The organism is Antarcticirhabdus aurantiaca (assembly GCF_009765365.1).
In the GTDB taxonomy this organism is placed as follows: domain Bacteria; phylum Pseudomonadota; class Alphaproteobacteria; order Rhizobiales; family Rhizobiaceae; genus Antarcticirhabdus; species Antarcticirhabdus aurantiaca.
In genome coordinates this window covers 94521-121199 of sequence record NZ_VTOM01000001.1, presented here as the reverse complement: position 1 = coordinate 121199, position 26679 = coordinate 94521, and the positions used below count along the sequence as shown (strand labels likewise).

Below are 26679 nucleotides of genomic sequence, written 5' to 3'. Positions count from 1 at the left end.
AGGTCGGACACCAGTTGCATCTCGACCGCGATTATCCCCCGCGATGAAGGCGGCGTAAAGGCCGCCGGTCCCGCCTCACAGCCCGAAGCGCGCCCAGAGCGCCCGTTCCTCCGCCGCCTGAAGAAGGCCGAGGCCGAGGCCGGCGCCGATCGCGTCTGGCGCCGGCAGCCCGGCCGCGATGCCGGCCCGGCGCGCGAAAAGGCCGCGGGCCGGCTGGATCTGGAGCATCTTCACGTTCGCGCCGAAGCGCCGGCGCAGCTCCCCGCGCAGGTCCCCAACCCGGTCGACGAGGCCGAGCTCGACGCCCCGCTTGCCCGACCAGAACTGGCCGGTGAAGAGGTTCTCGCCCGCAGCCTCGATGCGCGCGCCCCGGCTCGCCTTGACGAGGTCGATGAAGGTCTCGTGCACTTCGCGCTGCAGGGCCTTCAGGTGCTCGATGTCCTCCGGCCGCTCGGGCTGGAAGGGGTCGAGCCGGGCCTTGTTCTCGCCGGAGGTGTGGACGCGCCGCTCGATGCCGAGCTTTCCGATCGCGTCCACGAAGCCGAAGCCGCCGGACACGACCCCGATCGAGCCGACGATCGAGGAGGGATCGACGATGATCTCCTCGCCCGCGCAGGCGATCATGTAGCCGCCCGAGGCCGCGACGTCCTCGACGAACACGAGCACGGGCTTGTTGGTTTCGGCCGCGAGGTCGCGGATGCGCCGGTAGATCAGCCGCGACTGCACCGGCGAGCCGCCGGGCGAGTTGACGATGATCGCGACGGCCGGCGCCTTCTTCACCGCGAAGGCCTTCTTCAGGAGCGGCGCGGCGCTCGCCAGCGACAGAACGGGGCGGAAGGGTCCGCCCGCCGCCATGATCGTGCCGGCGAGGCGCACGACCGGCACCACGGGCGCCGTGTCGCGGAAGCGGGCGGGAAGAAAGCGGCGGAGGGATGTCAACACGGCGTCGGCCTTCGGATCGGCGGCGGGAATTCGGCATGTAAGGCGCCGCATCGCCGGCCGCAAAGCCCGCGTCGTCAGGCCGCCGCAGCCCCGAACAGCGGCGCGCCGGAGGCGACCGCTTCGCCCGCCTGCGTCGGCGCCCCCGCCTCGTCCTGCAGCGTGACGGCGGGGCGGATGGCGAGCGGGGCGCGCGAGCCGCGGCGCGCGAGCACCAGGAGGCGCACCGCGGGCTTCTCCGGGCGCGAATGAACGGCCACCAGCTCGATGCCGCCGAGCCGCCCCTCCGCCCCGTCGAGGATCGGACGAATCACGTCGGGCCGAACGACGCAGGCGAAGAGCCCGCCATGCTTGAGGAGGCTCGCCGACACGCGCACCCATTCCGGCAGGAAGGCCGCGTCCGGCACGCTCTTCGCGCCGGCCCGCAGGGCGTCGGGCGAGACGCGGCCGCCGGGCGGGTGAAAGGGCGGATTGGTGAGAACGGCGTCGAGCGAGGCGTCGACGAGGCCTGCCGCCTCGCGCGCCTTGCGACCGGCCAGGATGTCGCCCTCGGCGACCGTCAGGCGCGGCGCGAGAGCCGCGTTCTCGGCAAGCGCCAGCGATTCGCGCGCCAGCGCCGCCATGTCCGGCTCGATCTCCACCATGTGCACCGCGAGCCCGGCGCAGCGGCAGGCGCCGGCAAGGCCCAGCGCGCCGGCCCCGGCGCCGAGATCCGCCGCCCGCCCCGACAGCCAGTCCGGCAGGGCGCAGGCGAGAAGCAGCGGGTCGAGCCCGGCGCGGTGGCCGCGCCCGCGCAGCTGCTTGAGGACAAAGCGCCCGCGCCAGAAGGCGTCGACGCCCGCCTCCCCTTGCGCGGCGCCGTCCCCGCCCATGCTCAGGACAGCTCGTGGCCGAGCTCGGCCTCGCGCAGGATGCGGCGCGCCTGATCGATGCGCTCGCCGTCGACCATCACGCGGCGCGGCAGCACGCCGATCGAGCCGTCGAGGATGCTCATGTGGACATCGGCGACGAAATGCGGGATGTCCGCCTCGTTCAAGAGGGCGTCCACGAAGGATATGAGGACGGCGTCGTTGGAGCGCATCAGTTCGATCATGACCCATCCGGCTCGTCGTCCGCGCGAAGGCGGCGTCTTCCGTCCATCGCGCCCCGTGCCGCGAGCGTCAAGCCGACGCGTCCGCTCCGCCCTTTCCCGCGGCGCGGGACGCGCCATGTCACGGGTGCGGGGGCCGGCCGACGCGTCCCGCGCCGCGAACCGTTTCGAGACCTGGAAGGAAGCCGCGCGGTGACCCTGTTGAAGCCCGCCCAGAAGCCCGCGCCGGCGGCCTCGATCGATCCGATCCTGCGCGTGACCGCGCCCGACATGAAGCGGGTCAACGACCTCGTCCTGTCCATGGCGGGCTCGAACGTCGAGCTGATCCCGGAGATCGCCGAGCACCTGATCTCGTCGGGCGGCAAGCGGCTGCGGCCGATGCTGACCATCGCCTCGGCGCTCGCCCACGATTATTCGGGCGAAGGCCACGTCAAGCTCGCGGCGAGCGTCGAGTTCATGCACACCGCGACGCTGCTCCACGACGACGTCGTGGACGAGAGCGACCTTCGCCGGGGCAAGCGCACGGCGCGCACCATCTGGGGCAACCAGGCGAGCGTCCTCGTCGGCGACTTCCTGCTCGGCCAGGCCTTCAAGATGATGGTCGAGGTCGGCTCGATGGACGCCCTCGCGATCCTGTCCAACGCCTCCGCGGTGATCGCCGAGGGCGAGGTCTGGCAGCTTTCGGCCGCCAAGCACCTGACGACCTCCGAGGCCGACTACATGGCCGTGATCGACGCCAAGACCGCCGCGCTCTTCGCCGCCGCGGCCGAGGTCGGCCCGGTGATCGCGAACAAGGGCGCCGCCGAGCGCGAGGCGATGCGCGACTACGGGCGCAGCCTCGGCCTCGCCTTCCAGCTCGTCGACGACGTCCTCGATTACGGCGGCTCGGCGGCCGATCTCGGCAAGAACACCGGCGACGACTTCCGCGAGGGCAAGATCACCCTGCCCGTCATCCTCGCCTATGCGCGGGGCGACGAGGCCGAGCGCGCCTTCTGGCGCGAGGCGATGGAAAACGGGCGCAACGACGACGAGGCGCTGGCCCGCGCCACCGCGCTGATCCACCGCCACGGCGCGCTGGAAGGCACGGTGGAGCGCGCCCGCGGCTTCGGCGCCAAGGCCTTCGACGCCGCGGCGAGCCTTCCGCCCTCCGCCGCGCGCGACGCGCTGCTCTCGGTGGTCGAGTTCTGCATCGACCGCGTCAGCTGAGGGCGTTTCGCCGCGCCGCTCGGCCGCAAAACCGCCAAGCTCGGATGGTCGTCGTGCCTGCAACAGCTTCGCATGTTGTATGCGCAAGCGGCGCGGCCTAGTCTTCGGGACGCCGCGCCCGGGAGAGAAGCGGCGGCCGATCCGGACCGGCCGCGTCGTTCGAAAGGTTTGATCGCCGTGCAGACAACGAGGCTTCTCAAGCTCGCGCTCCTTTGCGCCGCGCTGTCCTCCGGAACCGCCGGAGCCGCGCTCGCGGCCGCAGGCCAGCCGACGAAGCCGGAGGAGATCCGCGCCCAGACGCTGTCGGGCGCGTATCTCGCCGCCAAGGCCGCGCAGGTCAGCGGCGACCTCCAGAGCGCGACCGACTTCTACGCGCAGGCCCTCGTCCTCGACCCGTCCTCCGAGCTCCTCCAGCAGGACGCGATGTTCGCCTATCTCGCGGACGGCCGCTTCGACGAGGCGGTGGGCCTCGCCGCCCGCCTGCGGGACGCGAGCGATGCCGGCAAGGTCGCGCGCCTGGCGCTGGGCGTCCACGCCCTCACCGTCGAGCGCTACGAGGACGCCATCGCCGAGTTCGACATCGTCGAGACCAACGATCTCGACAAGCTGCTCCTCAACCATCTGACGGCCTGGGCCGAGTTCGGCCGGGGCGACGCGCCGGCCGCGCTGGAGCGCATCGCCGGGCTCGACGACGCGCCCTGGTACCCCGTCTTCAACGATTATCAGGGCGGCCTCATCGCCGCCGCGGCCGGGCGCCCCGACGAGGCGCGCACCATGCTGCAGCGCATCGTCGGCGACCAGACCAACGCCCAGGCCTCGCCCGAGACCTATCTCGCCGCCGTCGACGCCCTCGCCCGCGTCGAAGCGCGCACCGGCCACAAGAAGGAGGCGATCGACGCCATCCGCAACGGCCTGATGCTGACCCCGACCTTCGATCCCCTGATCGCGCTCGAGGCCGACATCGAGGCCGGCAAGCCGATCGACGCGCCCGCCGACACGGCGCGCGAGGGCGCCGCCGAGACGCTGCGCACGCTCGGCCAGGCGATCAAGCGCGGCGACGGCCAGCAGGTCGCCCTCCTCTACTTCCACATGGCCCGGGCGCTGAACCCGAACGATCCCTCGATCCTCACGGCGCTGGCCGAGCTCGCCGAGCAGGCCGAGCAGCTCGACCTCGCCATCTCCTATTACGAGCAGGTTCCCGACAACTCGCCCTACAGCCGCATGGCCGAGCTGCAGATGGGCCTCGACCTCTGGTACGCCGACCGCAAGGAGGAGGCGAAGACCCACCTGCGCGCCGCCATCGAACTGCGGCCCGACGACATCTTCGGCTACCGCGCGCTCGCCAACGTCCTGTCGGCCGACGAGAGCTACAAGGAGGCCGCCGAGGTTCTGACCAAGGCGATCGAGCTGTCCGAGCCGGGCGAGGTGTCCAACTGGAACCTCTACTACCAGCGCGGCATCGCCTACGAGCGCCAGAAGCTCTGGGACAAGGCCGAGCCGGACTTCAAGACGGCGCTGCAGCTCTCGCCCGAGCAGCCGCAGGTCCTGAACTATCTCGGCTATTCCTGGGTCGACATGGGGCGCAACCTCGACGAGGGCCTCGACATGATCCGCAAGGCGGTCGAGCTCAGGCCCAACGACGGCTACATCATCGATTCGCTCGGCTGGGCCTATTACCGCCTCGGCCGCTATCCGGAAGCGGTGGAGGAGCTGGAGCGCGCGGTGCTCATCACCCCGGCCGATCCGACGATCAACGACCATCTCGGCGACGCCTACTGGCGGGTCGGGCGCCAGCGCGAGGCGCGCTTCCAGTGGGATCGCGCGCTGAAGGGCGACCCGGCGCCGGCCGAGGACGTCGCGCTGAAGATCCGGCAGAAGCTTTCCAACGGGCTCGATGCCGTCGCCGCCGCCGACGCGCCGCCTCCGCCCGCCGCTAGCGGCGCCCCGGCGCCCGCCCCGGCCGCGCCCCCGCAGTGAGCCTGGCGCTTCCCGAAGCGGAGGCGCCGGTCCGCGCCGCCGATCTCGCGGCGCGGGCCAAGATCAACCTCGCCCTCCACGTCGTCGGCCGGCGGGCCGACGGCTACCATCTCCTCGACAGCCTCGTCGCCTTCGCCGAGATCGGCGACCGGCTCGCGCTCGAACCCGCGGCCGGCGAGGCCGACGAGCTGGAACTCGACGGCCCCTTCGCTGCGGCCGTTCCCGCGGGCGCCGACAACCTCGTCCTGCGCGCCCTCGCCGCGGCCCGGGAGGTGGCGTCGCAAGCCCACCTCGACCTGCCCGCGGCCCGCATCCGCCTGATCAAGCGCCTGCCCCCCGCATCCGGCATCGGCGGCGGCTCGGCGGACGCGGCGGCCCTTCTCGCCCACGTCGCGGCTTGGCATCCCGCCTTGCGCGCTCCGCTGCGCCAGGCGGGCCTGCGGCTCGGCGCGGACGTTCCCATGTGCTTCGACGGCGTGCCCGCCCGCGTCTTCGGCATCGGCGAGGCCGGCAAGCCGGTCGCGGTCCTGCCGGCGGCCCCGACGGTCCTCGTCAATTGCGGCACGCCGGTCTCGACGCCCGACGTCTTCCGCCGCCTCGCCCGGCGCGATCACCCGCCCCTGCCCCCGCTTCCCGTGCGCGGCTTTCCCGACGTAGGAGCCCTCGCCACCTGGCTCGCGCCGACGCGCAACGACCTCGAAGCCGCGGCGGTCGAGCTGGTGCCGGCCATCGCCGAGGGCGTCGCGGACCTCTGCGAAGCCGGCGCGCTGTTCGCCCGCATGTCGGGCTCGGGCGCCACCGTCTTCGGACTCTTCGCCGACGACGAGACGTCCGCCCGCGCGGCGCGCGATCTCGCCGAGCGCCATCCCGGCTGGTGGGTGGCGCAGACGCGCCTATCCTCCCTCTCCTGATTCCCCTTCAGCCCGACGGGACGCCCCGATGAGCGACAGCCCCCGCGCCTTTGTTCCCCTCTCGATCGCCGTGCTGACGGTGTCCGACACGCGCACGCTCGACACCGACCGCTCCGGCGACACGCTCGTCGAGCGCCTGACGGGCGCCGGCCATCGGCTCGCCGACCGGCGCATCGTGCCCGACGAGATCCCGGTGATCCGAACCGCGGTGGAGGGCTGGTGCGCCGACCCCGCCGTTGACGTCGTGATCACCACGGGCGGCACCGGCTTCACCGGCCGCGACGTCACGCCCGACGCCCTGGAGCCCTTGTTCGAGAAGCGCATGGACGGATTCTCCGCCGTCTTCCACGCCATCTCCTTCGCCAAGATCGGCGTCTCCACCATCCAGTCGCGCGCCACAGGCGGCCTCATCGCCGGCACCTTCGTCTTCGCCCTGCCCGGCTCGCCCGGCGCCTGCCGCGACGCCTGGGACGGCATCCTCGCGGCCCAGCTCGATTACCGCCACCGCCCCTGCAACTTCGTCGAGATCATGCCCCGCCTCGACGAGCACATGCGCCGCGGCGGCGGTCGCGCCTGAAGCGCTGACTTCTCGCCGGGCATCAGGTATGGCTGCGGCTAAGTTTCAGCCGCTGCCGGCTGTTCTGTTCGTTTCAGGCAAGGGCGATCCACCATGACGAAAGCGCCCGGCAAGACCGCTCCTCCCAAGCCTCCCACCGATGCCGACAGCCAGGCCGAGGGCTTCCGCAAGGCCCGCGTCGCGCGCCGCATGGAGCTGATCGAGGACTATGTCGAGCTCGTCGCCGACTGCATGGACGCCCACGGCGAGGCGCGCCAGGTCGACATCGCCCGCCGCCTCGGCGTGGCGCAGCCGACGGTCGCCAAGATGATCAAGCGGCTGGACGAGGAAGGGCTGGTGAGCCGGCGCCCTTATCGCGGCGTCTTCCTCACAGAGGCGGGCAAGCGCATCGCCGAGGACAGCCGGCGCCGCCACCAGATCGTCGAGCGCTTCCTTCTCGCGCTCGGCGTCGGCGAAGAGGTCGCCCGCACCGATGCCGAGGGCATCGAGCACCACGTCAGCGCGGAAACGCTGAAGGCCTTCGAGCGCTTCGTCCGCGACGCCTGATTTCCCCCACCTCCTGCCATGTCTGGCCGAAACCGGGCCGCCGCGAGGCGCCGGGCGGTCCGTGCCGCCGGCTCGGGTCGCGCCGCCTCGCCCGCCCGGCCCTTGACAGGCGCTTGCGCACAGCCAAAATTAGCCAATGCTAATCTTGATTGCGTGTCACAAACCAAAAAGTCGAGGTGATATCATGAAGCGATGGGCAACTCGTCTCGCGGCAGGCCTGCCCCTCGCCTTCTGCCTCGGCGCCGCGCAGGCGGAGGAGGCGCCGATCCGGGCCGTCGCGACGATCGGCATGATCGGCGACGTCGCCGCCCATGTCGGCGGCTCGTGCGTCGAGGTCACCACGCTGATGGGGCCGGGCGTCGATCCGCATCTCTACCAGCCGGGCGCGCGCGACGTGCAGACCTTCCAGGACGCCGACGTGATCCTGTATTCCGGCTATTCCCTCGAAGGGCAGCTCGGCGCGGTTCTCAAGCGCTTCTCGCAGATGAAGCCGACGCTCGCCGTCGCCGAAGCGTCGATCGAAGAGGGCGAGCTGATCGCCGTCGAGGGCGCCTACGGCATCGATCCGCATCTCTGGATGGATGCGGGCCTCTGGTCCCGGATCGCCCCGACGATCGCGCAGACCCTCGGCGAGATGAGGCCCGACTGCGCCGACGCCATGCGGGCGAATGCCGAGAGCTACGGCCGCCAGCTCGCCGCGCTCCACGACTGGGCGGGCCGCGCCGTCGCCACCGTGCCCGAGCAGCAGCGCATCCTCGTCACCGCCCACGACGCCTTCGGCTATTACGGCCGCGCCTACGGCATTCGGGTCGAAGGCATCCAGGGCATCAGCACCGAGGCCGAGGCGAGCGTCGCGGATATCCGCGCGGCGGCCGCGCGCGTCGCCGAGCTCGGCGTCCCCGCCGTCTTCGTGGAATCCACGATCAATCCCCGCACCATCCAGGCCGTGATCGACGCGGCCGCCCAGCAGGGACAGGAGGTGCGGATCGGCGGCGAACTCTATTCCGACGCCATGGGCGAGGCCGGCACCGCCGGCGGCACCTATATCGGCATGATCTACGAGAACACGCGCAACATCGTCACCGCCCTCGGCGGCACGCCCCCCGCGATGCCGGACGCGCTGCGCGACTGGGCCGAGACCTGGGACGTGGCCGACGCCTCGGCGAACGTGCCGGCGGCGCAGTAGCGCCCGCTTTTCCCGCCGATCCCCTCCCTCGCACATCGAGCCTTCGCTTCATGCCCAGCCGCGGGTCTCTTCACGAGCCGGACCTCGCCTTGCACGTCGAGGATCTGACCGTCGCCTACCAGTCGAAGCCCGTGCTCTGGGACGTCGACCTCGACGTGCCGCCGGGCGTCATGGCGGCGATCGTCGGGCCGAACGGCGCGGGCAAGTCGACGCTGATCAAGACCGTGCTCGGCCTCGTCACCCCGACCGCGGGGCACGTCACCCTGTTCGGCCGGCCCTACCGGGCGCAGCGCCGCCGCGTCGGCTACGTGCCCCAGCGCTCCAGCGTCGACTGGGACTTCCCGACGACGGCCCTCGACGTCGTCACCATGGGCCTCTACGGCCGGCTCGGCTGGCTGCGCCGGCCCGGCCGGCGCGAGCGGGCCGAGGCCGAGCACGCCCTCGAGCTCGTCGGCATGCAGGACTATGCCGAGCGGCAGATCAGCCAGCTCTCCGGCGGCCAGCAGCAGCGCGTCTTTCTCGCCCGCGCCCTGGTGCAGCAGGCCGACGTCTACTTCCTCGACGAGCCGATGGCCGGCGTCGACGCGACAACCGAACGCGCCATCGTCGAGATCCTCCACCGCCTGCGCGATCAGGGGAAGACCCTGATCGTCGTCCATCACGACCTCCAGACGGTGCGCACCTATTTCGACTGGATGCTGCTCCTGAACGTGCGCGTCGTCGCCCAAGGACCGGTCGCGGCGGTCTACACGGCTGAGAACCTGCGCAAGGCCTATGGCGGGCAGATCGCGCTCATCGAGCGCGAGGCGCTCGCGGCCGGCGAGGCGCGGGCCTGAGCATGCTGGCGCTCCTCCAGGACTACACGATCCAGACCGTCGCCATGGGCGCGGCGATGCTCGGCATCATTTCGGGCGTCCTCGGCTCCTTCGCGGTCCTGCGCAAGCAGAGCCTTCTCGGCGACACGCTGAGCCACGCCGCGCTGCCGGGCATCTGCCTCGGCTTCATCGTCGCGGGCGGGCGCGAGCTCGGCAGCATCCTCGTCGGCGCGCTCGTCACCGGGGCGCTCGCCGCGCTCCTGATGCTTCTCCTCACCCGCAACAGCCGCCTGAAGACCGATGCGGGGCTCGGCATCGGCCTCAGCGTCTTCTTCGCGATCGGCGTCGTTCTCCTCAGCGCCATTCAGGGCTCGGGCAACGCCTCGCAGGGCGGGCTCGAATCCTTCCTGTTCGGCCAGGCCGCGGCGATCCTGCGCAGCGACCTCTGGATCATGGGCGGCATCACGATCGCCGCGCTCGGTCTCGTCGCGGCCTTCTGGAAGGAGTTCAAACTCGTTTCCTTCGACCCCGTCTTCGCCGCCTCGATCGGGCTGCCGGTCGTGATGCTCGAAGTGCTCCTGACGGTGATGATCGCCCTCGCCGTGGTGGTCGGGCTGCAGATGGTCGGCGTCGTCCTGATGGCGGCCATGGTGATCGCCCCGGCGGTCGCCGCGCGTCAATGGACCCGCCGCCTGGAGGGCATGGTCGTGCTCGCCGCCGCGATCGGCATGGCCGGCGGCGTCTTCGGCGCGGTCATGAGTGCGCTCGGCCGCGGCCTCGCGACCGGTCCCCTGATCATCCTCGCCGTCTCGGCCGTGGTTCTCGTCTCGCTCCTCATCGCGCCCGGGCGCGGCCTCCTCTGGGAGGCGGTGCGCCGCTGGCGGCTGCGCGGCCAGCTGGAGGGCCAGCAGGTTCTCACCACGCTCTACGGCCTCGCCGCGCACCACCGCGACCCCGCCTACCCGTCCGAACAGGGCAGCGTCGACGCCTTTCACGGCACGGCCACGCGCGGCGCCCTGGCAACGCTCCAGCGCCGCGGCCTCGTCCGGCCGGCGCGCCACGCGCCGGAATCGACCCGGCACTGGACCCTGACCCCGGCCGGCATCGCCGAGGCCGAGCGCATTCTCGGCGCCATGGGCCGGGAGGCGTCGTGATGCTCGAACAACTGTTCAACAACGTCGCGCTGATGATCGTCCTCACCGGCGCGCTGGTCGGCTGCGCGGCAACGCTCGTCGGCACCTTTCTCGTCCTGCGCGGCAACTCCATGCTGTCGGACGCGATCAGCCACTCGATCATCTTCGGCATCGTCGTCGTCTGGCTGCTGACCGGCGAGCAGAGCGGCCCGGTGCAGATCCTCGGCGCGGCGCTCACCGGCGTTCTGACGGTGTTCCTGACCGAGCTTCTGGTGAGCACGGGCCGGGTGAAGAACGACGCGGCCATCGGCCTCGTCTTCCCCGTCCTGTTCTCGATCGGCGTCCTCCTGATCAACCTCTATGCCCGCGACGTCCATATCGACCAGCATACGGTGCTGCTCGGGGAGATCGGCTTCGTCTGGCTCGACACGGTGGCGGTCGCGGACCTGCCCGTCCCGCGCTCGCTCCTGTGGATGAGCGCGATGACGCTGGTGAACCTCCTCTTCGTCGTCCTCTTCTTCAAGGAGCTGAAGCTCGCCACCTTCGACCCGGCGCTCGCCAAGGCGCTGGGCTTCGCGCCCGGCCTCCTGTTCTACGCGCTGCTGATGCTGACGAGCTCGACGGCGGTCGCGGCCTTCGACGCGGTCGGCGTCATCCTGTTCATCGCCTTCGTGATCGTGCCGCCCTCGGCCGCCTATCTCCTGACCGACCGGCTCTGGCTGATGCTCGTCATCGGCGCGGCGATCTCGATCGCCTCGAGCGTCCTCGGCTACTGGCTCGCGGTCCTCTGGAACGTCTCGATCGGCGGCATGATGGCGACGATGACCGGCCTCTTCCTCATGCTCGCCCTCCTGCTCGGGCCCCGCTACGGCATGGCGGCGCAGCTGATCCGCCGCCGCGCCCAGGCCCGCGCCAACGAGGGCCGCACGCTCGCGGTCCACCTCTTCAGCCACGAGGACGGACCCGGCGAGGGCGAGGAGAACGTCGCCCGGGCGCTGCGCGACCATCTCGGCTGGAGCGAGGCGCGGGCGCGCGAGGTCCTGCGCCGCAGCCTCGACGAGAACCTCGTCATCCGCGAGGGCGAGCTCCTGCGCCTGACGCCCAAGGGCCGGGCGCTCGCCCGCGAGATCCTGGAGCCCTGGGAGCTGGGAACGGGCGGCGCGCGCGTCGCCGCCTGACCAGGGTGACGGGTCCGCCCGCGCCCGCCACCCCCTCGACATCGCGCAACCTCCATGCGATGCGGCTGGCATGAGGATCTGGCGCGACGTTCTGAAGGACAGGCTGCTGGGAGGCGCCCTCTGCGCCCTCCTTCTCCTGTCGTTCTGCGTCCAGATCGCCGGGGCCAGCCGGGCCGCTGCCGCCATGCTCTCCCCCGATCCGCTCTCGATCATCTGCACGTCCTCGGGCGGCACCGGGCACCGCCCGGCCGCGCCGGACCACGCCAAGCCCTGCCCCTGCGCCGATCTCTGCGCGGCCGGCGTGCATCTCGGCGCGGCGCCCGCGCCGACGGACACGTCCGGCATCCCGATCCGCTTCGCGGACCGCATCGAGATCGCCGTCGACCACGCCGCGCCCATGGCGGCGCTCCCGCCGGGACGATCCTACGAGGCCCAGGGGCCGCCGGCCGCCTCGATCTGACGCGATCCATCGGGGGCCCTACCCCCGTCATTCCCGTTCGGAAACGGTTGACGCCGCGCTGAGCATCCCGAGGGAGCAGCGCCAAGGCGGGCCGTTCGACAGCCGAGGCCTCATCCCTTGACCGACCTGACCGCTTCCGCGCGGGCTCCATCGAGCACGCTCGCGATCGACACCTACCGCGCGATCTGGCGCTGGCACTTCTATGCCGGGCTGATCGCCGTGCCCTTCATGATCCTGCTCGCCGTGACCGGCTCGCTCTACCTCTTTCGCGACGAGATCGACGGCACGCTCTTCGCCCACCGCAACGTCGTCGCCGCGCAGGCCTCGGCGCCCCTGCCGCCGAGCGAGCTCGTGTCGCGGGCGCAGGCCGCCGTTCCCGGATCGACCCTGTCCGCCTATCGCGAGCCCGCTGGCCCCACCGGTTCGGCCCGGATCGCCCTGCGGGCCGACGGGGAAGCGGTCTACGCTTTCGTGAACCCGTACACGGGCGCAGTGCTGGACACCGTGGCCAAGCGCCAGGAGTTCAACGAGGTGGTGCGCAAGCTGCACAGCCTCGACTATTTCGGGTCCTACGCCAACCGGCTGATCGAGGCGATCGCGGGCTTCGCCATCATCCTCGTCGTGTCGGGCCTGTATCTCTGGTGGCCGCGCCGGCAGACGGGCGGCGTCGTCACCGTCCGGGGAACGCCGTCGAAGCGCGTCTTCTGGCGCGACACCCACGCCGTGACCGGCGCCGTCGCCGGCCTCTTCATCGCCTTCCTCGCTGTGTCGGGCCTGCCCTGGTCCAGCTTCTGGGGCGGCAAGCTGACGGAGATCGCGACCGCGACGGGCACGGGCTACCCGGCCGCGCTCTGGGACGCCGTCCCGACCTCGGGCGAGCACGCCGCGCACGCCATGGACACGGTGGGCTGGACGATGGAGTCCTCGCCGATGCCGATGTCGCACGCAGCCGCAGCGGCCCCGATCGGCCTCGACCGGGCGGTCGCCGTCGCCCGGAGCAAGGGCATGGCGCCCGGCTTCGAGGTCACGCCGCCCGCCGATGCCGCGGGCGTCTACACCGCGGCCGTCTTTCCGGCGGATCTCGCCAAGGTCCGCACGATCCACATCGACCAGTACGCGGGCGAGCCGCTCGTCGACATCGGCTATGCCGACTACGGCGCGCTCGCCAAGCTCACCGAGCTCGGCATCAACGTCCACATGGGCCAGGAGTTCGGCCTCGCCAACCAGCTCCTGATGCTGGCGACCTGCCTCGCGATCATCCTGTCGTCGGTCGCGGCGCTGGTGATGTGGCTGAAGCGCCGCCCGGCCGGCCGGCTCGGCGTGCCGCCCTATCCCACGAGCCGCCGCGTCTACGGCGCGCTCTGGGCGATGGCGATCGCCTTCGGCATCCTGTTCCCGTTGTCTGGCCTCCTGATCGTCGCGATGGTCGCCGTCGACCTCCTGGTGCGCAACGTCGCGCCGCTGCGGCGCGCCTTCTCGTAAGGCGGACGAAAGGGTTGACGGCGCGCGCCCCGCGCGCCTACCCATGGGCGGACGGTTCCCCGAGGCGACGAGTCGAGGGGATTAAAAGGGAACGCGGTGAGATCTCCCGACCAAGGTCGGGACCGAGACCGCGGCTGCCCCCGCAACTGTAAGCGGATGCCGATCATCCCCGCGATGCGCCCCGCGCGTCGCGGCGGGCCGCCGGATCACCCGGCGCCATGCCACTGCCAAGGCCCTTCGAGGGCCGACGCGGGAAGGCAGATGATCGGTGCGATGTCCGCGAGCCAGGAGACCTGCCGTCATCCATCGATCCACTCGTTCGGGCGGGGATGCCCGGAAAGGATGCCCATGACGGCCCATCGACGGCGCGATCGCGCCAACGCCCTCCTCATCGCCCCCGGCCTCCGTTCGCCCGCGCGACGCTGATTCCCGCGTCCGCTCGCCGTCCGCCGTTTCTCCCTCGGGCTGCCCGGCCAACCGGGCCGGGGCGCGGATGCGCTCGCCCATCGGCCACTGGATATCACCCCATGACGCTGCCTCGACGCGCCTCCCTCCTCGGCCTTCTCGCCGTCGTTCTCGCCGCGGGCTCGGCCGTCGCCGCCCCGACGCAGTACCCGCTGTCGCTCGAGAACTGCGGCCGCACGCTCACCTTCGCCAAGGCGCCCGAGCGCGCCGTCTCGATCGGCCAGTCGACCACCGAGATCCTGTATCTCCTCGGCCTGGCGGACAAGGTGGCCGGCACCGCCGTCTGGGTCGGCCCGGTGCTTCCCGGCTACGAGGAGGCGAACGCCAAGGTGAAGCGCCTCGCCGACAACGATCCGAGCTTCGAGAGCGTCGTGGCAGAACGCCCCGACCTCGTCACCACGCAGTTCGAGTGGCAGGTCGGCCCGCAAGGGGTCGTCGCGACGCCCGAGCAGTTCGCCGAGCTCGGCATCCCCGTCTACACCTCGCCCGCCGATTGCGAGAACAAGAACAACGCCGTCGGCAGCGACGGCACGCGCACGGCCAAGTTCACCATGGACCTCGTCTACACGGAGATCACGGACCTCGCCCGCATCTTCGACGTGGCGGACCGCGGCGCCGAGCTCGTCGCCGACCTCAAGGCCCGCGAGGCAGCCGCGAAGGCCAGGATCGCGGGGCTTCGGCCCGGCACCTCGGCCGTCTTCTGGTTCTCGTCGGCCGAGCTCGACATCGATCCCTACGTCGCCGGCCAGAGCGGCGCGCCGGGCACCATCATGTCCCTTCTCGGCGTCCGGAACGTCATCGACAGCCAGGAGGAATGGCCGACGGTCGGCTGGGAGACGATCGCGAGGGCGAACCCGACCGTGATCGTCGTCGGCCGGATGGATCGCCGCCGCTATCCCGCCGACGACGTTTCGGTGAAGCTCGACTTCCTGAAGACCGATCCCGTCACCAGCCTCATGCCGGCGGTGAGGCAGGGCCGCATCGTCGAGATGGACGCCCAGGCCATGAACCCGACGATCCGCACCGTCGAGGGCATCGAGGGTCTCGCCGACGCGCTCCAGAAGGCCGGCCTCGCGCAGTGAGCCGGCCGGGCCTCCCCGCGGCGCGCGTCCTCGGCCTCGCCGCCGCGGCGCTCGTACTTCTTCTCGCCGCCCTCGTCTTCGGGGCGGCGGTGGGCGAGACGCGCATTCCCTTCGACACGGTCGCGAAGGCCGTCGCCAACCGCCTCTGGGCGGGCGGCCATGCGCTCGACCCGATCGACGAGGGCATCGTCTGGAACTACCGCCTGTCGCGCGCGGTGGTCGCAAGCGCCTGCGGAGCGGCGCTCGCCGTTTCCGGCGCCGTCCTCCAGTCGCTGCTCCGCAACCCGCTCGCCGACCCTTACCTCCTCGGCATCTCGGCCGGGGCCTCGTCGGGGGCGGTCGCCGTCGCGATCCTCGGCCTCGGCGGCGGCCTCCTGTCGCTGCCGCTCGGCGCGCTCACCGGGGCGCTTCTCGCCTTCGGCCTCGTGTCGGGCCTCGCCGTGCTCGCGGGCCGGGGGCTGGCCGCGATCATCCTGGCGGGCGTCGCCGGCTCGCAGCTCTTCAACGCCCTGACCGCCTTCGTCGTCACCAAGTCGGCCACCGCCGATCAGGCGCGCGGCATCATGTTCTGGCTCCTCGGCAACCTGTCGGGCGTGCGCTGGCCGGATGCTGGGCTGGCCGTCCCCGTGGCGCTCGTTGGCCTCGCCGTTTGCCTCGTCCACGCCCGCACCCTCGACGCCTTCGCCTTCGGCACGGCCTCGGCCGCCGCGCTCGGCATTCCCGTGCGGCGGGTGCGCGCCGTCCTCATCGGCGCCACGGCGCTGATGACGGCGGTGATGGTGTCGATCGTCGGCTCGATCGGCTTCGTCGGCCTCGTGATCCCGCACGCCGCCCGCCTCGTCGTCGGCGTGCGCCACGGCGCGCTGCTGCCGGCTTCCGCCCTCATCGGCGCCCTGTTCATGATCGCCGCCGACGTCCTGTCACGCACCCTCCTGCCGGGCCAGGTCCTGCCCATCGGCGTCATGACCGCGCTCGTCGGTGCGCCCGCCTTCGCGCTGATCCTGATCCACCGGCCGGTCGTCGGCGGGATGGGCGCGCGATGAGGCTTTCGGCAGCCAACCTCACTTGGCGCGCCGCCGGGCGGGCGATCGTCGAGGACGTGTCGCTGGAGGTCCGCTCCGGCGAGTTCCTCGCGCTCGTCGGGCCGAACGGCTCGGGCAAGTCGACGCTGATCGCCATGCTGGCGGGCCTCAAGCGCCCCCATGGCGGGGCCGTCGCGCTCGACGACCGGCCGCTCGCAGCCCTGCCCCGGCGCGAGGCCGCCCGCCTCCTCGCCCTCGTCGAGCAGCAGGCCGAAACGGGCGAGCGCCTGACGGCGCGCCAGGCCGTCGAGCTCGGGCGCACGCCCCATCTCGGCGCCCTTGTCCCCTGGAGCGGACGCGACGAGGCGATCGTCCGGGAAGCGCTCGAAGCCGTCGACATGGCGCTTCTCACGGATCGCATGTGGCACTCGCTGTCAGGCGGCGAGCGCCAGCGCCTCCACATCGCGCGAGCCCTCGCCCAGGAGCCGAAGGTGCTGATCCTCGACGAGCCGACCAACCACCTCGACGTCGAGCATCAGCTCGGCCTCCTCGCGCTCGTGCGCCGCCGCGGCGGCACCGTGCTCGCCGCCCTCCACGACCTCAACCACGCCGCCATGTTCGCCGACCGGATCGCCGTCATGCAGGCCGGCCGCCTCGTCGCCCTCGGCACCCCCGCCGACGTCCTCACCCCCGACCTCGTCGCCGCCGTCTTCAAGGTGCGCGCCAGCATCGAGACCGGCCCCGACCACCGCCCCTTCATCCGCTACGCCCCGCCCGCCCCCGCGCCGGCCGAAACGCCCGCCTGGTGACGCCAAGGCCGATGTCGACCCAAGTACGACGACGGCAAACGTCGAAGCGCTTACCAGAAAACAGACATCGCCGACATGCGGATGTTTTGTCTGATGCACCCTGACTAGCGCGACCGTCTCGCGCGGGTTGACCACCATACGAGCGAAGGGCAAAGCGGGACCCGTATATTGGAGGCTGGCACTTGGACGTTTCGTTCGAAAATGCTGAAGCGAAGTTCGGTCCACGAGTGGCATTGAAATGCCTTTCGCTACGGCTCTCCGAACGGCGTATCGGCATCATCGGATTGAACGGATCGGGGAAGTCCACCTTTTCTCGGATGATCAACGGGCTTGTCCTACCGTCGTCTGGTCGTGTCGTCACCAATGGTCATGAAACGGTAAGTCAGGGTACTCACGTTCGCGCCGCCGTAGGCTACGTCTTCCAAAATCCATCGAACCAGATCGTTCTGCCGTTGATCAAGGACGATATCGCGCTCGGGCCGCAATCTCGTGGGCTCAACAAGCAGGTCACCGACAAGGCCGTTCGAACCGTCCTCGAGCGCGTCGGGATCACCCATCTGGCCGAGCGCCGAGCACATGAGTTATCTGGAGGTGAGGTTCAGCTTGCTGCGCTTGCCTCCGTTCTCGTCACGTCCCCTGATATCGTCATCATGGACGAGCCGACGAACCAGCTTGATTTGCGGAACCGCAAACTCGTCGAGCGAACCATCCATGAGTTGGCCGAGAACGTCATCGTGGTGAGCCATGACCTCGCTTTGGTATCTGGGTTCGACCGCGTCTTGATGTTTCACGATGGCGAACTGGTTGCGGATGGTTCGGCAGCAGAAACTATCGCCCGCTATCGGACGATAGTTGCATGATCGTGGTCGAGAATAGCGGCGCTGGCACCCTTCACCGAGTCCCGGCAGGGATCAAGCTGATCGCTCTCTTCGGTCTCAGCATCGTTGTGTTTGCCACAAGCTCGGTCATAATTCTCGCAGAATTGGCGGGAATCGTTGTTGCTGGGTCGCTCCTAGTCAGTCGTGCATCCGTCTTACAATGGCTGAAGTCCTGGCAGCTTCTCCTGACAATTGCGATTGTCGCTGGCTGGACAGCCTATGCGGAAGGTTTCGAGGCATCTTCGGCCGTTCTCCTACGCCTTGGGTCCTTGAGCCTGTTTGCCACGTTGGTCACGACAACGACGACGGTCGGTCAGTTCATCAACGTTATCACACGATGCGCGCGTCCACTGGAAACGCTCGGCGTTGGCAAAGCTCGTGATATCGGACTGGCTATCGGTCTTGTGATCCGTTTCATCCCGCTGGTACAGCAACGCTACAGAGACGTTGCCGACGCGCACCGGGCTCGGGGTCTCAAACTCCGGGTATCAACTGTTCTCGTACCGATGATCGTCGGCACGATGCTGAACGCTGAGGACATCGCAGACGCTCTCGATGCGAGATCCATTCGTTCCGAATCCCATTCTTACAAACAAGGATAACACAGGTGGATAGTCGGTCTTTGGTCTCGATTGCACTGTTTGCCGCAATCATCGTTGTGTTGGGCCTTATTCCCCCGATCATGCTCGGGTTCATTCCTGTCCCCATTCATGCACAAAGCCTGGGAGTTCTCCTTGCCGGCGTTGTTCTCGGTGCCCGAAAAGGCACCCTATCTGTGCTCCTACTCATCGCGCTCGTCGCAATCGGCCTGCCCGTCCTGTCTGGCGGTCGCGGTGGCCTAGCGGTGTTTCTCAGCCCTACTGCGGGGTATCTGGTTGGATTTTTACCTGCTGCCTTCGTGACGGGCTGGTTTGCCGATCGCGTCGCTCTGCAGACCGATGGCGGGTGGAAGACATTTGTTGGTTTTTTCGTTGCTGCCGTGGTCGGCGTGCTGGTAGACCACGCTTTTGGGATTGCTTGGCTAATCGCTTATGTCGGGATGTCCCCGTCCGCCGCGATCCTCGGGGATTTGGCTTTTGTTCCGGGCGATCTGCTGAAGGCGGCAGTCGCAGCATATGCAGGTCTGCTAATCTACGTGAATCTTGGTAACCGACTGCGCGCAGCTAAAGCGGCCTGAGCGTCAGTTACCGGCCGTGAAGGTTCATTAGCAGACCGTTCTGCAAACCACCCAATGAGGTTCTCGACTCGATCATTGCAGCTTGGTCGGTTGCTTCATTTCCAGAGAAGTTGTCCACGCCCTCTGGCTTCGCCCCTATTCTCCGCGTCACCGCCGGCCCATTCGGATGGGCGCGAATGATCACCGGGATCGTTCGAGAGGGCCGGCGGGTGAGGTCCGGTGCGGTTCGCTTCTTCCGGAGGAGCGGCTGCCCGGGCGGCGCGACGCGCGAGGAGCGGTGCAGGCTGTAACGGCCCGTGCCGTGGAGTATCCCCGAAGGCAGACCCGGGACCCGGTTGGGACAGACCCGAACTCGGGAGGACGCCGTCAGGCATGGGTGAAGCCGCCCGTGTTCTGGCTCCGACGCGCGCGGTGCGGAATGGCCCCGCACTGGAAAAGCGACGCGGTCCCTCGCGGTGGGCGCCGCAGGCGGACCCTTTCTGACGATTAGCATACGTCGCAGGTTCGGCCTGCGGCGCCCCCAGCCCTCCCCGCAAGGGAGGCACCGACTGCTTCAACGCTCCGGCCGCCTCCACGCGGCGCGGGATCGCATCCGCGCGCCTCGGTGCCGGTCCGCACTTCACCCCACCCGCGGCCGGATGTCGGCCTGGAGCTGGCGCGCCGCCAGGCCTCGGGCCATCTCCTCCAGCGTCAGCGCCATGTGCGAGACGCCGACCGCCTGGGCCTTGGGCAGGAGCAACCCTTCCGACAAGGCGTGGCGGATCGCGCCGAAGCGCTGGAAGAAGCTCGGCCGGTCGAGCCTGGAGCGATTGAAGCGGGCGGCCGCGACCTTGCCCGTCAGGCCGCGCGCCATGTGCGCCTCGCAGGCCTCGATCCAGCCCTCGATCGGCCGCGCGCCGGGCTCCAGCAGCAGGAGCCACGTGCCCTTGGCCCGCGCGATCGCCTCGTGAAAGGCGGCGGGATGCTCCACCGACACGCCGGCATGGTCCGCCACCCGCCGCGTCGCCTCGTCCATGTCGCGGTCGAACAGCGTGACGTCGCGCAGGATGCCGTCCACCGCGCCCGGAACAAGGGCGGCGAGGGTCATGGCGAGGCGGGCGTCGTCGGCCCCGCAATCCATCATCACGCTGATCATGCATCGTGACTATCGGACGGCGCGGGCCGGCGCCAGAGCAATCCGCCGGCCGCGAACGGCAGCCAATATGTTCTTGAAATGTTCTCGGCTCGGCGCTAGGTTCCGACCATCGAACGACGTAAGGGCGCCCTGCCGCCCGGTCGGAGGATCCGTCATGCGCGCCATCAGCATCGCCGACCGCGCCGCCTTCTCGGGCACGCAGGGCGTCGACCTCGCCAACCACCTCGTCAACGCCTCCGGCCTGCGCGTCGCACCGGACCGGCGCCGCGGGCGCGGCAGCGGCGTCAACCCGTCGGGCCGCTTCGAGCCCTTCGCGCGCGGGCCCGTCGACGACGGCTGGTCGACGCTGGAGGATCTGCCGGCGCTGAAGACCGAGGTGCAGGCCGAGACCGCCCGCACCATCATCACCACCAACGCCTCGCCCGACATCTCCTTCGACCGCTCGGCCAATCCCTATCGCGGCTGCGAGCACGGCTGCGTCTACTGCTTCGCCCGGCCGAGCCACGCCTATTTGGGCCTGTCGCCCGGCCTCGACTTCGAAACGCGCCTCTTCGTCAAGCCGAACGCGGCGAGCCTCCTCGCCGAGGAGATCGCCCGCCCCGGCTACGTCGTGAAGCCGCTCGCCATCGGCACCAACACCGATCCCTACCAGCCGATCGAGCGGCGCGAGACGCTGATGCGCGCCATGCTGGAGGTGCTGGAGGCGGCGAACCATCCGGTCGGCATCGTGACGAAGTCGGCGCTGGTCCTGCGCGACCTCGACATCCTGTCGCGCATGGCGGCCAAGGGCCTCGCCCGCGTCGCGCTGTCGGTCACGACGCTCGACCGCACGCTCGCCCGTGCCATGGAGCCCCGCGCCTCGACGCCGACGAAGCGCCTCGAGGCGGTGCGGGCGCTGTCGGAGGCGGGCGTGCCCACCATGGTGATGACGGCGCCGATCATTCCCGGCCTCACCGACCACGAGATCGAGCGCCTGCTCGAAGCCGCCAAGGCGGCGGGCGCGCGCGACGTCGGCTACGTCCTCCTGCGCCTGCCGCTGGAGGTGGCGCCGCTCTTCAAGGAATGGCTCCTGCGCCATTATCCCGGCCGCTACCGCCATGTCCTCTCGCTCCTGCGCTCGATGCGCGGCGGCAAGGATTACGACGCCGACTGGGGCCGGCGCATGACCGGCACGGGCGCCTACGCCATGCAGATCCGCCGCCGCTTCGAGCTGGCGGCCGATCGGCTGGAGCTGAACCGGGGCCGCGCGCCGCTGCGCACCGACCTCTTCTCGCCCCCCAAGGCGAGCGCGGCGGGCGTCCAGCTCTCGCTGCTCTGACAGGAACGCGCGGGGGCGCCGCATCGCCCCCGCGCCGCCGGTCTCGCGTCCCCCGCGTTGCCGGCATCATGGCGCCCCGCGTTCCCCTCGCACCCTCGAAGGAGCGCGGGGCGTCTTGCGGAGGATCGGAGAACGGTGCGAGCCTCGCCGCAACATGGCTCGCCGACCCTCCGATTCTCCGCGCCCCCTTCCGAAGCGTCCCGCCGCAGCGCTTCGCCCGCCGCCCGATTATACGCGCGAGGCGGCGCTGATCGCGGCCGGCGCCGGGCTGGTCGCCGGCTGCGACGAGGTCGGGCGCGGACCGCTCGCCGGCCCCGTGGTCGCCGCGGCCGTGATCCTCGATCCCGCCCGCCTGCCGCCCGGCCTCGCCGATTCCAAGACGCTGAAAGCTGCCCAGCGCGAGGCCGCCTTCGCCGCCATCCTCGAAAGCGCCCTCGCCGTGTCCGTCGCCAGCCGGTCCGCGGCCTCGATCGACCGTCTCAACATCCGCGCGGCGAGCCTCCTCGCCATGACCGAGGCGGTCCGCGGCCTCGCGCTCGCGCCCGGCCACGTCCTCGTCGACGGCCGCGACGTGCCGGCGGGCCTGCCCTGCCCCGCCACCGCCCTCATCGGGGGAGACGGGCTCTCCGCCTCGATCGCCGCCGCCTCCATCGTGGCCAAGGTCCTGCGCGACCGCATGATGAGCCGGGCCGACGCGCTGTTTCCCGGCTACGGCTTCCCCGCCCATGCCGGCTATCCGACGCCCTCGCACAAGGCCGCCATCGCCGCTCTCGGCCCCTGCCCGATCCATCGGATGAGCTTCCGCCCGCTGTCGGGGCGCTGAGGCGGAGGCACCTCTCCGGAAGGAGATTTCCCCACCCGTCAAGATCGTGTCATTCCCCTCGACTACACGGAGAAGGAAACAGGAGACGACGATCGTGCCGCGGACCTTTCGAGCCTTCATCCTTCTCGTTCTGCCGCTTTTCCTCGGCGCTGTGCCGGGTCCGGCCTCGGCCGAGGAGACCCGCAGCGACGCGATCGTCGAGCGCTTCCGCGATGCCAATGCCTGGCGCGGCCACGTCATGGTGGTCGCGCACCGCGGCGGCTGGATGGAGGACGGCGAGATCCGCCTCGCCGAGAATTCCCTCTCGGCCCTGGAGCGGGCGGTCGAGCTCGGCGTCGAGATGATCGAGGTGGACGTCCAGGTCAGCCGGGACGGCGAGTTCGTCGTCCTCCACGACACCAGCCTCGACCGCACCACGACCTGCAAGGGCGAGGCGGCCGACAAGCCGCTCGCCGAGATCCGGCAGTGCCGCCTCGTGGTCGAGGGGACGGGCGAGGTGACCGGGGAGAGGGTGCCGACGCTGCGCGAGCTGCTCTCGGCCGCCAAGGACCGGGTCATGGTCAACCTCGACAGCAAGCTCGGCATCGAGAACCTGACGGCGATGATCGCCATGGCGCGCGAGCTCGGCATGGCCGACCAGATCGTGTCCAAGGCCTATGTCGACACGCCGGAGAAGCTGGCGGCGGCTCTCGAGGTCCACCGCGCCACGGGCGACGACATCCAGTTCATGCCGCAGCTCAGCGACGAGGTCGTCGCCGACCTCGCGCCCTTTGAGGCGGCCGTGCGCGAGCTCACCCCCGAGGCCGCCGAATTGCGCAACGCCTACGAGACGGGCGAGCCCCTCACCGCCGACGGCGGCCTGTTCTTTCGTGCCGAGAGCCGGGCGCTCGCCGCCCGCTACGACCTCCATCTCTGGATCAACACGCTCTACGACGACACGCGCAACGGCATGCGCTCGGGCGGGCGCGGCGACGAGATGGCGGTGCGCGCCGACCTGCCGGGCGAGGTCTGGGGCTTCTGGGCCGAGCAGGGCGCGACGATGATCCAGACCGACGAGCCGAAGGCCGCGATCGCCTGGCTGGAAGCCAACGGCTACCGCATCCCCTACGAGGATTGACGGGCGGCCGCCCCCTCAGGCCCGCGCGGCGCCCGATCCGGGCTTGGCGCCGGGCGGGCACTTGCCGAGGATGATCATGCCGAGCACCTCGTCCTTGGTGACGTCGCTCGTCAGCGCCTCGCCGACGACCTGCCCGTTCTTCATGACGATCACCCGGTCGGCGAGGTCGAAGACGTCGTGGATGTCGTGGCTGATCAGGAAGATGCCGATCCCCTCGCGCTTCAGCTCCTTGACGAGGTCGCCGACCTGCCGGGTCTCCTGGGGCCCGAGCGCGGCGGTCGGCTCATCCATGATCAGGATCTTGGCGTCGAAGAGGATCGCTCTCGCGATCGCCACCGACTGGCGCTGGCCGCCCGACAGGGCCTTCACCGGCTCCTTGAAGCGGCGGAAGTTCGGGTTGAGGCGGCCCATCACCTTGCGCGCCTCGGCCTCCATGGCCGCGTCGTCGAGCGTCCCGAAGGGCGTCAGGATCTCGCGGCCGAGGAAGAGGTTGGCTGCCGCGTCCACGTTGTCGGCGAGCGCCAGGGTCTGGTAGATCGTCTCGATGCCGGCGGCCTTGGCGTCGCGCGGATTGTCGATGCGCGCCGGCTCGCCGCGCACGAAGATCTCGCCGGAATCGCGCTTGTAGGCGCCGGACAGGATCTTGATCAGCGTCGACTTTCCCGCGCCGTTGTGTCCGAGGAGCGCGACGACCTCGCCGGGCCACAGGTTCACGCTCGCCTTCTCCACGGCGTGGATGCCGCCGAAGGAGATCGAGATGTCGCGCATGTCGACGAGCGGCGGGCCCGACCGGTCGATCGCGTCCGAGAAGCCGCGCCCGTGGTCGGCGATGGCGTCCAAGGTGGTGCTCACGCGGCCCTCCGGCGATACACGGTGTCGATCCACACGGCGATGACGAGAACGATGCCGACCACGATCGACTGCATGGGCGAGTCGATGCCCAGGAGCACCATGCCCGACTGCAGCGACTGCATGACCAGCGCGCCGATCATGGCGCCGACGATGGTGCCGGCGCCCCCCGCGAGCGAGGTGCCGCCGATCACGGCGGCGGCGATGACGTAGAGCTCGTCCAGCGTGCCGAGCGCGTTGGTCGCGGCGTTGAGGCGGGCGGTGGAGATCGCGGCGCCGAGCGCGGCGAGACCGCCCATGACCATGAAGACCTTGGTCAGCACCAGCCGGGTGTTGATGCCCGCGAGTTCGGCGGCCTCCGGATTGCCGCCGATGGCGAAGACGTAGCGGCCGAAGCGGGTGCGCTTGGCGACGAAGGTCATGACGATGCCGACGAGGATCGCGACGAGCACGGGCACGGCGACGCCGTAGCCGATCCGCAGGCCACCCTCGGGAATCGCGATGTCGTTCGCCTCGGCATAGCGGCGCGTGATCGCGGCCGGCCATTCATAGGCGTTGAGGATCGCGGCAGCGCCCAGGATCGCCCCGAAGACCACGAGGCCGATCAGCGTCTCCGCCCAGACCGGGCGCAGCGGGAAGCCGTAGCGCAGGCGCCGGCGGCGCTGGGAAAGAAGGCCGGCCGCGAAGGCGAGGCAGGCGAGGCCCGCGAGCACCCAGGTCCAGAAGGAGCCGAGCGCCCCGTCCGCGCCGCCGCCGAGCAGCCGGAAGGTGTCGTCGAGCGGGGCGACGGTGCGGCCCTGCGTCACCCACCAGGCGGCGCCGCGCCAGACAAGAAGTCCGCCGAGCGTGACGATGAACGAGGGCACGCCGAGATAGGCGATGACGTAGCCCTGGAGCCCGCCGATCGCGACGCCGACGGCAAGGCCCGCCAGAAGCGCGGCGATCCAGAGGACGGGGCTGCCGAAGCCGAGGAGGTTCGGCAGGACCGCCGTCTGCATCACCGCCATGACCATGCCGGAGAAGCCGAGGATCGACCCGACCGACAGGTCGATGTTGCGCGTGACGATGACGAGCACCATGCCCGTCGCCATCACCGAGATCGAGGCGGTCTGGACGGTGAGGTTCCAAAGGTTGCGGGGCGTGAGGAACACGCCGCCGGAAGCGACGTGGAAGACGAGCCAGATCACGAGCAGCGCGCCGACCATGCCCAGCATGCGCGTGTCGATCTCGGTCGCCCGCACGAGCCCCTTGAGCCCGCCCTCCCCGGCGCCGCGCGCCGCTGCCGGCCGGGCCGGCTCCAATGCCTGGCTCATCCTCGCCTCCCGCGCCCGACCGCCACTTGTCCACGTGGCACCCGTGCCTTGCTAGAACGTTCAAAGGAGCCGGAGCCGGCCCATGCGCGGGCCGGCTCCGGTTTTTTCCAGGCGGTCAGGAGCAGGCGGGCACGGAGCCGGCCGTGACGCCCTGGCAGACCACGTCCTTCGTCACCCAGCCGGCGTCGATGATGGTCTGGAGGTTGTCCTTGGTGATCGCGACGGGGGTGAGGAAGATCGATTGCATCTCGACCTTGTTCGGACCGCCGTTGAAGGTGGTGACGCCCGTGACCTCGTTCATCGCCTTGCCGCCGGCGAGCTCGAGCGCGATCTCGGCCGCACGCTTACCGAGCTCGCGCGAGTCCTTCCAGACCGACACGGTCTGCTGGCCGCGCGCGATGCGGTTCAGCGCCGCGAAGTCGGCGTCCTGGCCGGAGACCGGAACCGAGCCGGCGAGGCCTTGCGCGTCGAGCGCAGCGATGGCGCCGCCGGCCGTGCCGTCGTTGGAGGCGACCACCGCGTCGACCTTGTTGTCGTTGGCGGTGAGGATCTGCTCCATGTTGGCCTGGGCGTTGGCGGGCAGCCAGCCGTCCGTATAGGCCTCGCCGACGTTCTTGATCCGCCCCGCGTCGATCGCCTCCTTCAGGACCTCCATCTGGCCGGAGAACAGGAAGTCGGCGTTTGGGTCGGCGGCGGAGCCCTTGATGAAGGCGTAGTTGCCCTCGGGCTTAGCCTTCTGGACCTCGCGGGCCTGGATGCGGCCGACCTCCTTGTTGTCGAAGGTGATGTAGAAGGCGTCCTGGTTCTCGATCAGGCGGTCGTAGCCGACCACCGGGATGCCGTTCGACACGGCGCTCTCGACCGCCGGGCCGATGGCCGAGGAGTCCTGCGCCAGGATGATCAGCGCGTCGGCGCCCTGGCTGATCAGCGACTCGACGTCGGTCAGCTGCTTGGCGGCCGAGGACTGGGCGTCGGCCGAGATGTAGGTGGCGCCGGCCGCTTCGAGCGCCGCCTTGATGGCGGCCTCGTCGGTCTTCCAGCGCTCTTCCTGGAAGTTCGACCACGACACGCCGACGGTCAGCGCGTCCTGAGCGAAGGCCGGGCCGATGGCCGACAGGCCGAGCGAAAACACCGCGCCGGCAAGCGCGAGCTTCAAGGTCTTCATCGATGTCCTCCCTGGCGCGCCCCCGC

27 protein-coding genes and 1 riboswitch are annotated in these 26679 nt (G+C 70.4%); of the genes, 20 read left to right on the top strand and 7 right to left on the bottom strand.

The genetic code is table 11. From position 1 onward, the window contains the following. Positions 1-75: 75 nt before the first annotated feature. The 3 genes from FZN60_RS00575 to FZN60_RS00565 all read right to left on the bottom strand — a co-directional run bounded on the left by FZN60_RS00575 (position 76) and on the right by FZN60_RS00565 (position 2032). Positions 76-942: a S49 family peptidase gene (locus FZN60_RS00575; RefSeq protein ID WP_158869987.1), complete on the bottom strand. Its 867-nt coding sequence runs from the start codon at positions 940-942 to the stop codon at positions 76-78. Between the two features lie 74 nt (positions 943-1016). After that, a complete protein-coding gene (locus FZN60_RS00570) occupies positions 1017-1811 on the bottom strand; it encodes a methyltransferase (RefSeq protein WP_158869985.1) in 795 nt (264 codons plus the stop codon). A 2-nt stretch (positions 1812-1813) separates the two neighbouring features. Next, positions 1814-2032: a putative signal transducing protein gene (locus FZN60_RS00565; protein WP_158869983.1), complete on the bottom strand. Its 219-nt coding sequence runs from the start codon at positions 2030-2032 to the stop codon at positions 1814-1816. 189 nt (positions 2033-2221) lie between these two features. On the opposite strand from FZN60_RS00565, the gene FZN60_RS00560 reads away from it, so the two are divergent. From FZN60_RS00560 to FZN60_RS00480, 17 genes are all read left to right on the top strand, one after another. Then, on the top strand, positions 2222-3235 hold the full coding sequence (locus FZN60_RS00560; protein WP_246726503.1) for a polyprenyl synthetase family protein: 1014 nt from the start codon (positions 2222-2224) through the stop codon (positions 3233-3235). Between the two features lie 177 nt (positions 3236-3412). Continuing rightward, the gene (locus FZN60_RS00555; protein ID WP_246726502.1) at positions 3413-5212 is read left to right on the top strand and encodes a tetratricopeptide repeat protein; all 1800 of its coding nucleotides are present in this window, start codon (positions 3413-3415) and stop codon (positions 5210-5212) included. Next, complete coding sequence (locus tag FZN60_RS00550) at positions 5209-6123, top strand: 4-(cytidine 5'-diphospho)-2-C-methyl-D-erythritol kinase (protein WP_158869979.1); 915 nt, start codon at positions 5209-5211, stop codon at positions 6121-6123. The genes FZN60_RS00555 and FZN60_RS00550 overlap by 4 nt, the downstream gene beginning before the upstream one ends. 28 nt (positions 6124-6151) lie before the next feature. Continuing rightward, positions 6152-6700, top strand: coding sequence for a molybdenum cofactor biosynthesis protein B (gene moaB / locus FZN60_RS00545; RefSeq protein ID WP_158869977.1), 549 nt, complete (start codon positions 6152-6154; stop codon positions 6698-6700). Between the two features lie 93 nt (positions 6701-6793). Next, positions 6794-7246 (top strand): manganese-binding transcriptional regulator MntR, encoded by a 453-nt coding sequence (gene mntR / locus FZN60_RS00540; protein WP_158869975.1) that lies wholly within the window; start codon positions 6794-6796, stop codon positions 7244-7246. A gap of 184 nt (positions 7247-7430) precedes the next feature. After that, on the top strand, positions 7431-8432 hold the full coding sequence (locus FZN60_RS00535) for a metal ABC transporter solute-binding protein, Zn/Mn family (RefSeq protein WP_158869973.1): 1002 nt from the start codon (positions 7431-7433) through the stop codon (positions 8430-8432). Between the two features lie 50 nt (positions 8433-8482). After that, positions 8483-9268, top strand: coding sequence for a metal ABC transporter ATP-binding protein (locus FZN60_RS00530; RefSeq protein ID WP_158869971.1), 786 nt, complete (start codon positions 8483-8485; stop codon positions 9266-9268). Positions 9269-9270: 2 nt separating this feature from the next. Then, positions 9271-10401 carry a metal ABC transporter permease gene (locus FZN60_RS00525; RefSeq protein ID WP_199266448.1) on the top strand — a complete coding sequence of 377 codons (1131 nt, stop codon included), beginning with the start codon at positions 9271-9273 and terminating at the stop codon, positions 10399-10401. Beyond that, positions 10401-11558, top strand: coding sequence for a metal ABC transporter permease (locus FZN60_RS00520; RefSeq protein ID WP_158869969.1), 1158 nt, complete (start codon positions 10401-10403; stop codon positions 11556-11558). The genes FZN60_RS00525 and FZN60_RS00520 overlap by 1 nt, the downstream gene beginning before the upstream one ends. Before the next feature lie 70 nt (positions 11559-11628). Beyond that, positions 11629-12018, top strand: coding sequence for a hypothetical protein (locus FZN60_RS00515; RefSeq protein WP_158869967.1), 390 nt, complete (start codon positions 11629-11631; stop codon positions 12016-12018). A 117-nt stretch (positions 12019-12135) separates the two neighbouring features. Further along, positions 12136-13500 (top strand): PepSY-associated TM helix domain-containing protein, encoded by a 1365-nt coding sequence (locus tag FZN60_RS00510; protein WP_158869965.1) that lies wholly within the window; start codon positions 12136-12138, stop codon positions 13498-13500. 38 nt (positions 13501-13538) lie between these two features. Next, a riboswitch (cobalamin riboswitch) is annotated at positions 13539-13815 on the top strand. Positions 13816-14027: 212 nt separating this feature from the next. Further along, positions 14028-15047: an ABC transporter substrate-binding protein gene (locus tag FZN60_RS00505; RefSeq protein ID WP_158869963.1), complete on the top strand. Its 1020-nt coding sequence runs from the start codon at positions 14028-14030 to the stop codon at positions 15045-15047. After that, complete coding sequence (locus FZN60_RS00500) at positions 15044-16090, top strand: FecCD family ABC transporter permease (protein WP_158869961.1); 1047 nt, start codon at positions 15044-15046, stop codon at positions 16088-16090. Before FZN60_RS00505 ends, FZN60_RS00500 begins: the two co-directional genes overlap by 4 nt. Beyond that, positions 16087-16878 (top strand): ABC transporter ATP-binding protein, encoded by a 792-nt coding sequence (locus FZN60_RS00495; RefSeq protein ID WP_158869960.1) that lies wholly within the window; start codon positions 16087-16089, stop codon positions 16876-16878. Before FZN60_RS00500 ends, FZN60_RS00495 begins: the two co-directional genes overlap by 4 nt. 182 nt (positions 16879-17060) lie before the next feature. Continuing rightward, complete coding sequence (locus FZN60_RS00490; protein ID WP_199266447.1) at positions 17061-17738, top strand: energy-coupling factor ABC transporter ATP-binding protein; 678 nt, start codon at positions 17061-17063, stop codon at positions 17736-17738. Continuing rightward, on the top strand, positions 17735-18358 hold the full coding sequence (locus FZN60_RS00485; RefSeq protein WP_158869959.1) for an energy-coupling factor transporter transmembrane component T family protein: 624 nt from the start codon (positions 17735-17737) through the stop codon (positions 18356-18358). The genes FZN60_RS00490 and FZN60_RS00485 overlap by 4 nt, the downstream gene beginning before the upstream one ends. A gap of 5 nt (positions 18359-18363) precedes the next feature. Beyond that, a complete protein-coding gene (locus tag FZN60_RS00480; protein WP_158869958.1) occupies positions 18364-18933 on the top strand; it encodes a biotin transporter BioY in 570 nt (189 codons plus the stop codon). Positions 18934-19552: 619 nt separating this feature from the next. On the opposite strand, the gene FZN60_RS00475 is transcribed toward FZN60_RS00480, so the two are convergent. Continuing rightward, positions 19553-20068, bottom strand: a complete 516-nt coding sequence (locus tag FZN60_RS00475) for a glycosyl transferase family 2 (RefSeq protein WP_158869957.1) — start codon at positions 20066-20068, stop codon at positions 19553-19555. Positions 20069-20222: 154 nt separating this feature from the next. On the opposite strand from FZN60_RS00475, the gene FZN60_RS00470 reads away from it, so the two are divergent. From FZN60_RS00470 to FZN60_RS00460, 3 genes are all read left to right on the top strand, one after another. Continuing rightward, positions 20223-21386 (top strand): PA0069 family radical SAM protein, encoded by a 1164-nt coding sequence (locus tag FZN60_RS00470; protein WP_158869956.1) that lies wholly within the window; start codon positions 20223-20225, stop codon positions 21384-21386. A gap of 154 nt (positions 21387-21540) precedes the next feature. Further along, positions 21541-22209 (top strand): ribonuclease HII, encoded by a 669-nt coding sequence (gene rnhB, locus FZN60_RS00465; RefSeq protein WP_158869955.1) that lies wholly within the window; start codon positions 21541-21543, stop codon positions 22207-22209. A gap of 94 nt (positions 22210-22303) precedes the next feature. Beyond that, positions 22304-23326: a glycerophosphodiester phosphodiesterase family protein gene (locus FZN60_RS00460; protein ID WP_246726500.1), complete on the top strand. Its 1023-nt coding sequence runs from the start codon at positions 22304-22306 to the stop codon at positions 23324-23326. A 15-nt stretch (positions 23327-23341) separates the two neighbouring features. Here FZN60_RS00460 and FZN60_RS00455 read toward each other — a convergent pair whose 3' ends face one another. The 3 genes from FZN60_RS00455 to xylF form a co-directional block, all read right to left on the bottom strand. After that, positions 23342-24094 carry an ATP-binding cassette domain-containing protein gene (locus FZN60_RS00455; protein ID WP_158870606.1) on the bottom strand — a complete coding sequence of 251 codons (753 nt, stop codon included), beginning with the start codon at positions 24092-24094 and terminating at the stop codon, positions 23342-23344. Between the two features lie 80 nt (positions 24095-24174). Beyond that, positions 24175-25488 (bottom strand): sugar ABC transporter permease, encoded by a 1314-nt coding sequence (locus FZN60_RS00450; protein WP_158869953.1) that lies wholly within the window; start codon positions 25486-25488, stop codon positions 24175-24177. A gap of 115 nt (positions 25489-25603) precedes the next feature. Beyond that, positions 25604-26653, bottom strand: coding sequence for a D-xylose ABC transporter substrate-binding protein (gene xylF / locus FZN60_RS00445; RefSeq protein ID WP_158869951.1), 1050 nt, complete (start codon positions 26651-26653; stop codon positions 25604-25606). Between the last annotated feature and the right edge of the window lie 26 nt (positions 26654-26679).

Excerpts from the sequence above, each read along its gene's own strand:
- FZN60_RS00495 (WP_158869960.1), top strand. The coding sequence starts at position 16,087 with ATGAGGCTTTCGGCAGCCAACCTCACTTGGCGCGCCGCCGGGCGGGCG.
- moaB (WP_158869977.1), top strand. The coding sequence starts at position 6,152 with ATGAGCGACAGCCCCCGCGCCTTTGTTCCCCTCTCGATCGCCGTGCTG.
- FZN60_RS00475 (WP_158869957.1), bottom strand. The coding sequence starts at position 20,068 with ATGATCAGCGTGATGATGGATTGCGGGGCCGACGACGCCCGCCTCGCC.
- mntR (WP_158869975.1), top strand. The coding sequence starts at position 6,794 with ATGACGAAAGCGCCCGGCAAGACCGCTCCTCCCAAGCCTCCCACCGAT.
- FZN60_RS00535 (WP_158869973.1), top strand. The coding sequence starts at position 7,431 with ATGAAGCGATGGGCAACTCGTCTCGCGGCAGGCCTGCCCCTCGCCTTC.
- FZN60_RS00565 (WP_158869983.1), bottom strand. The coding sequence starts at position 2,032 with ATGATCGAACTGATGCGCTCCAACGACGCCGTCCTCATATCCTTCGTG.
- FZN60_RS00570 (WP_158869985.1), bottom strand. The coding sequence starts at position 1,811 with ATGGGCGGGGACGGCGCCGCGCAAGGGGAGGCGGGCGTCGACGCCTTC.
- FZN60_RS00530 (WP_158869971.1), top strand. The coding sequence starts at position 8,483 with ATGCCCAGCCGCGGGTCTCTTCACGAGCCGGACCTCGCCTTGCACGTC.
- rnhB (WP_158869955.1), top strand. The coding sequence starts at position 21,541 with ATGGCTCGCCGACCCTCCGATTCTCCGCGCCCCCTTCCGAAGCGTCCC.
- FZN60_RS00515 (WP_158869967.1), top strand. The coding sequence starts at position 11,629 with ATGAGGATCTGGCGCGACGTTCTGAAGGACAGGCTGCTGGGAGGCGCC.
- FZN60_RS00470 (WP_158869956.1), top strand. The coding sequence starts at position 20,223 with ATGCGCGCCATCAGCATCGCCGACCGCGCCGCCTTCTCGGGCACGCAG.
- FZN60_RS00525 (WP_199266448.1), top strand. The coding sequence starts at position 9,271 with ATGCTGGCGCTCCTCCAGGACTACACGATCCAGACCGTCGCCATGGGC.
- xylF (WP_158869951.1), bottom strand. The coding sequence starts at position 26,653 with ATGAAGACCTTGAAGCTCGCGCTTGCCGGCGCGGTGTTTTCGCTCGGC.
- FZN60_RS00520 (WP_158869969.1), top strand. The coding sequence starts at position 10,401 with ATGCTCGAACAACTGTTCAACAACGTCGCGCTGATGATCGTCCTCACC.
- FZN60_RS00485 (WP_158869959.1), top strand. The coding sequence starts at position 17,735 with ATGATCGTGGTCGAGAATAGCGGCGCTGGCACCCTTCACCGAGTCCCG.
- FZN60_RS00505 (WP_158869963.1), top strand. The coding sequence starts at position 14,028 with ATGACGCTGCCTCGACGCGCCTCCCTCCTCGGCCTTCTCGCCGTCGTT.
- FZN60_RS00455 (WP_158870606.1), bottom strand. The coding sequence starts at position 24,094 with ATGCGCGACATCTCGATCTCCTTCGGCGGCATCCACGCCGTGGAGAAG.
- FZN60_RS00450 (WP_158869953.1), bottom strand. The coding sequence starts at position 25,488 with ATGAGCCAGGCATTGGAGCCGGCCCGGCCGGCAGCGGCGCGCGGCGCC.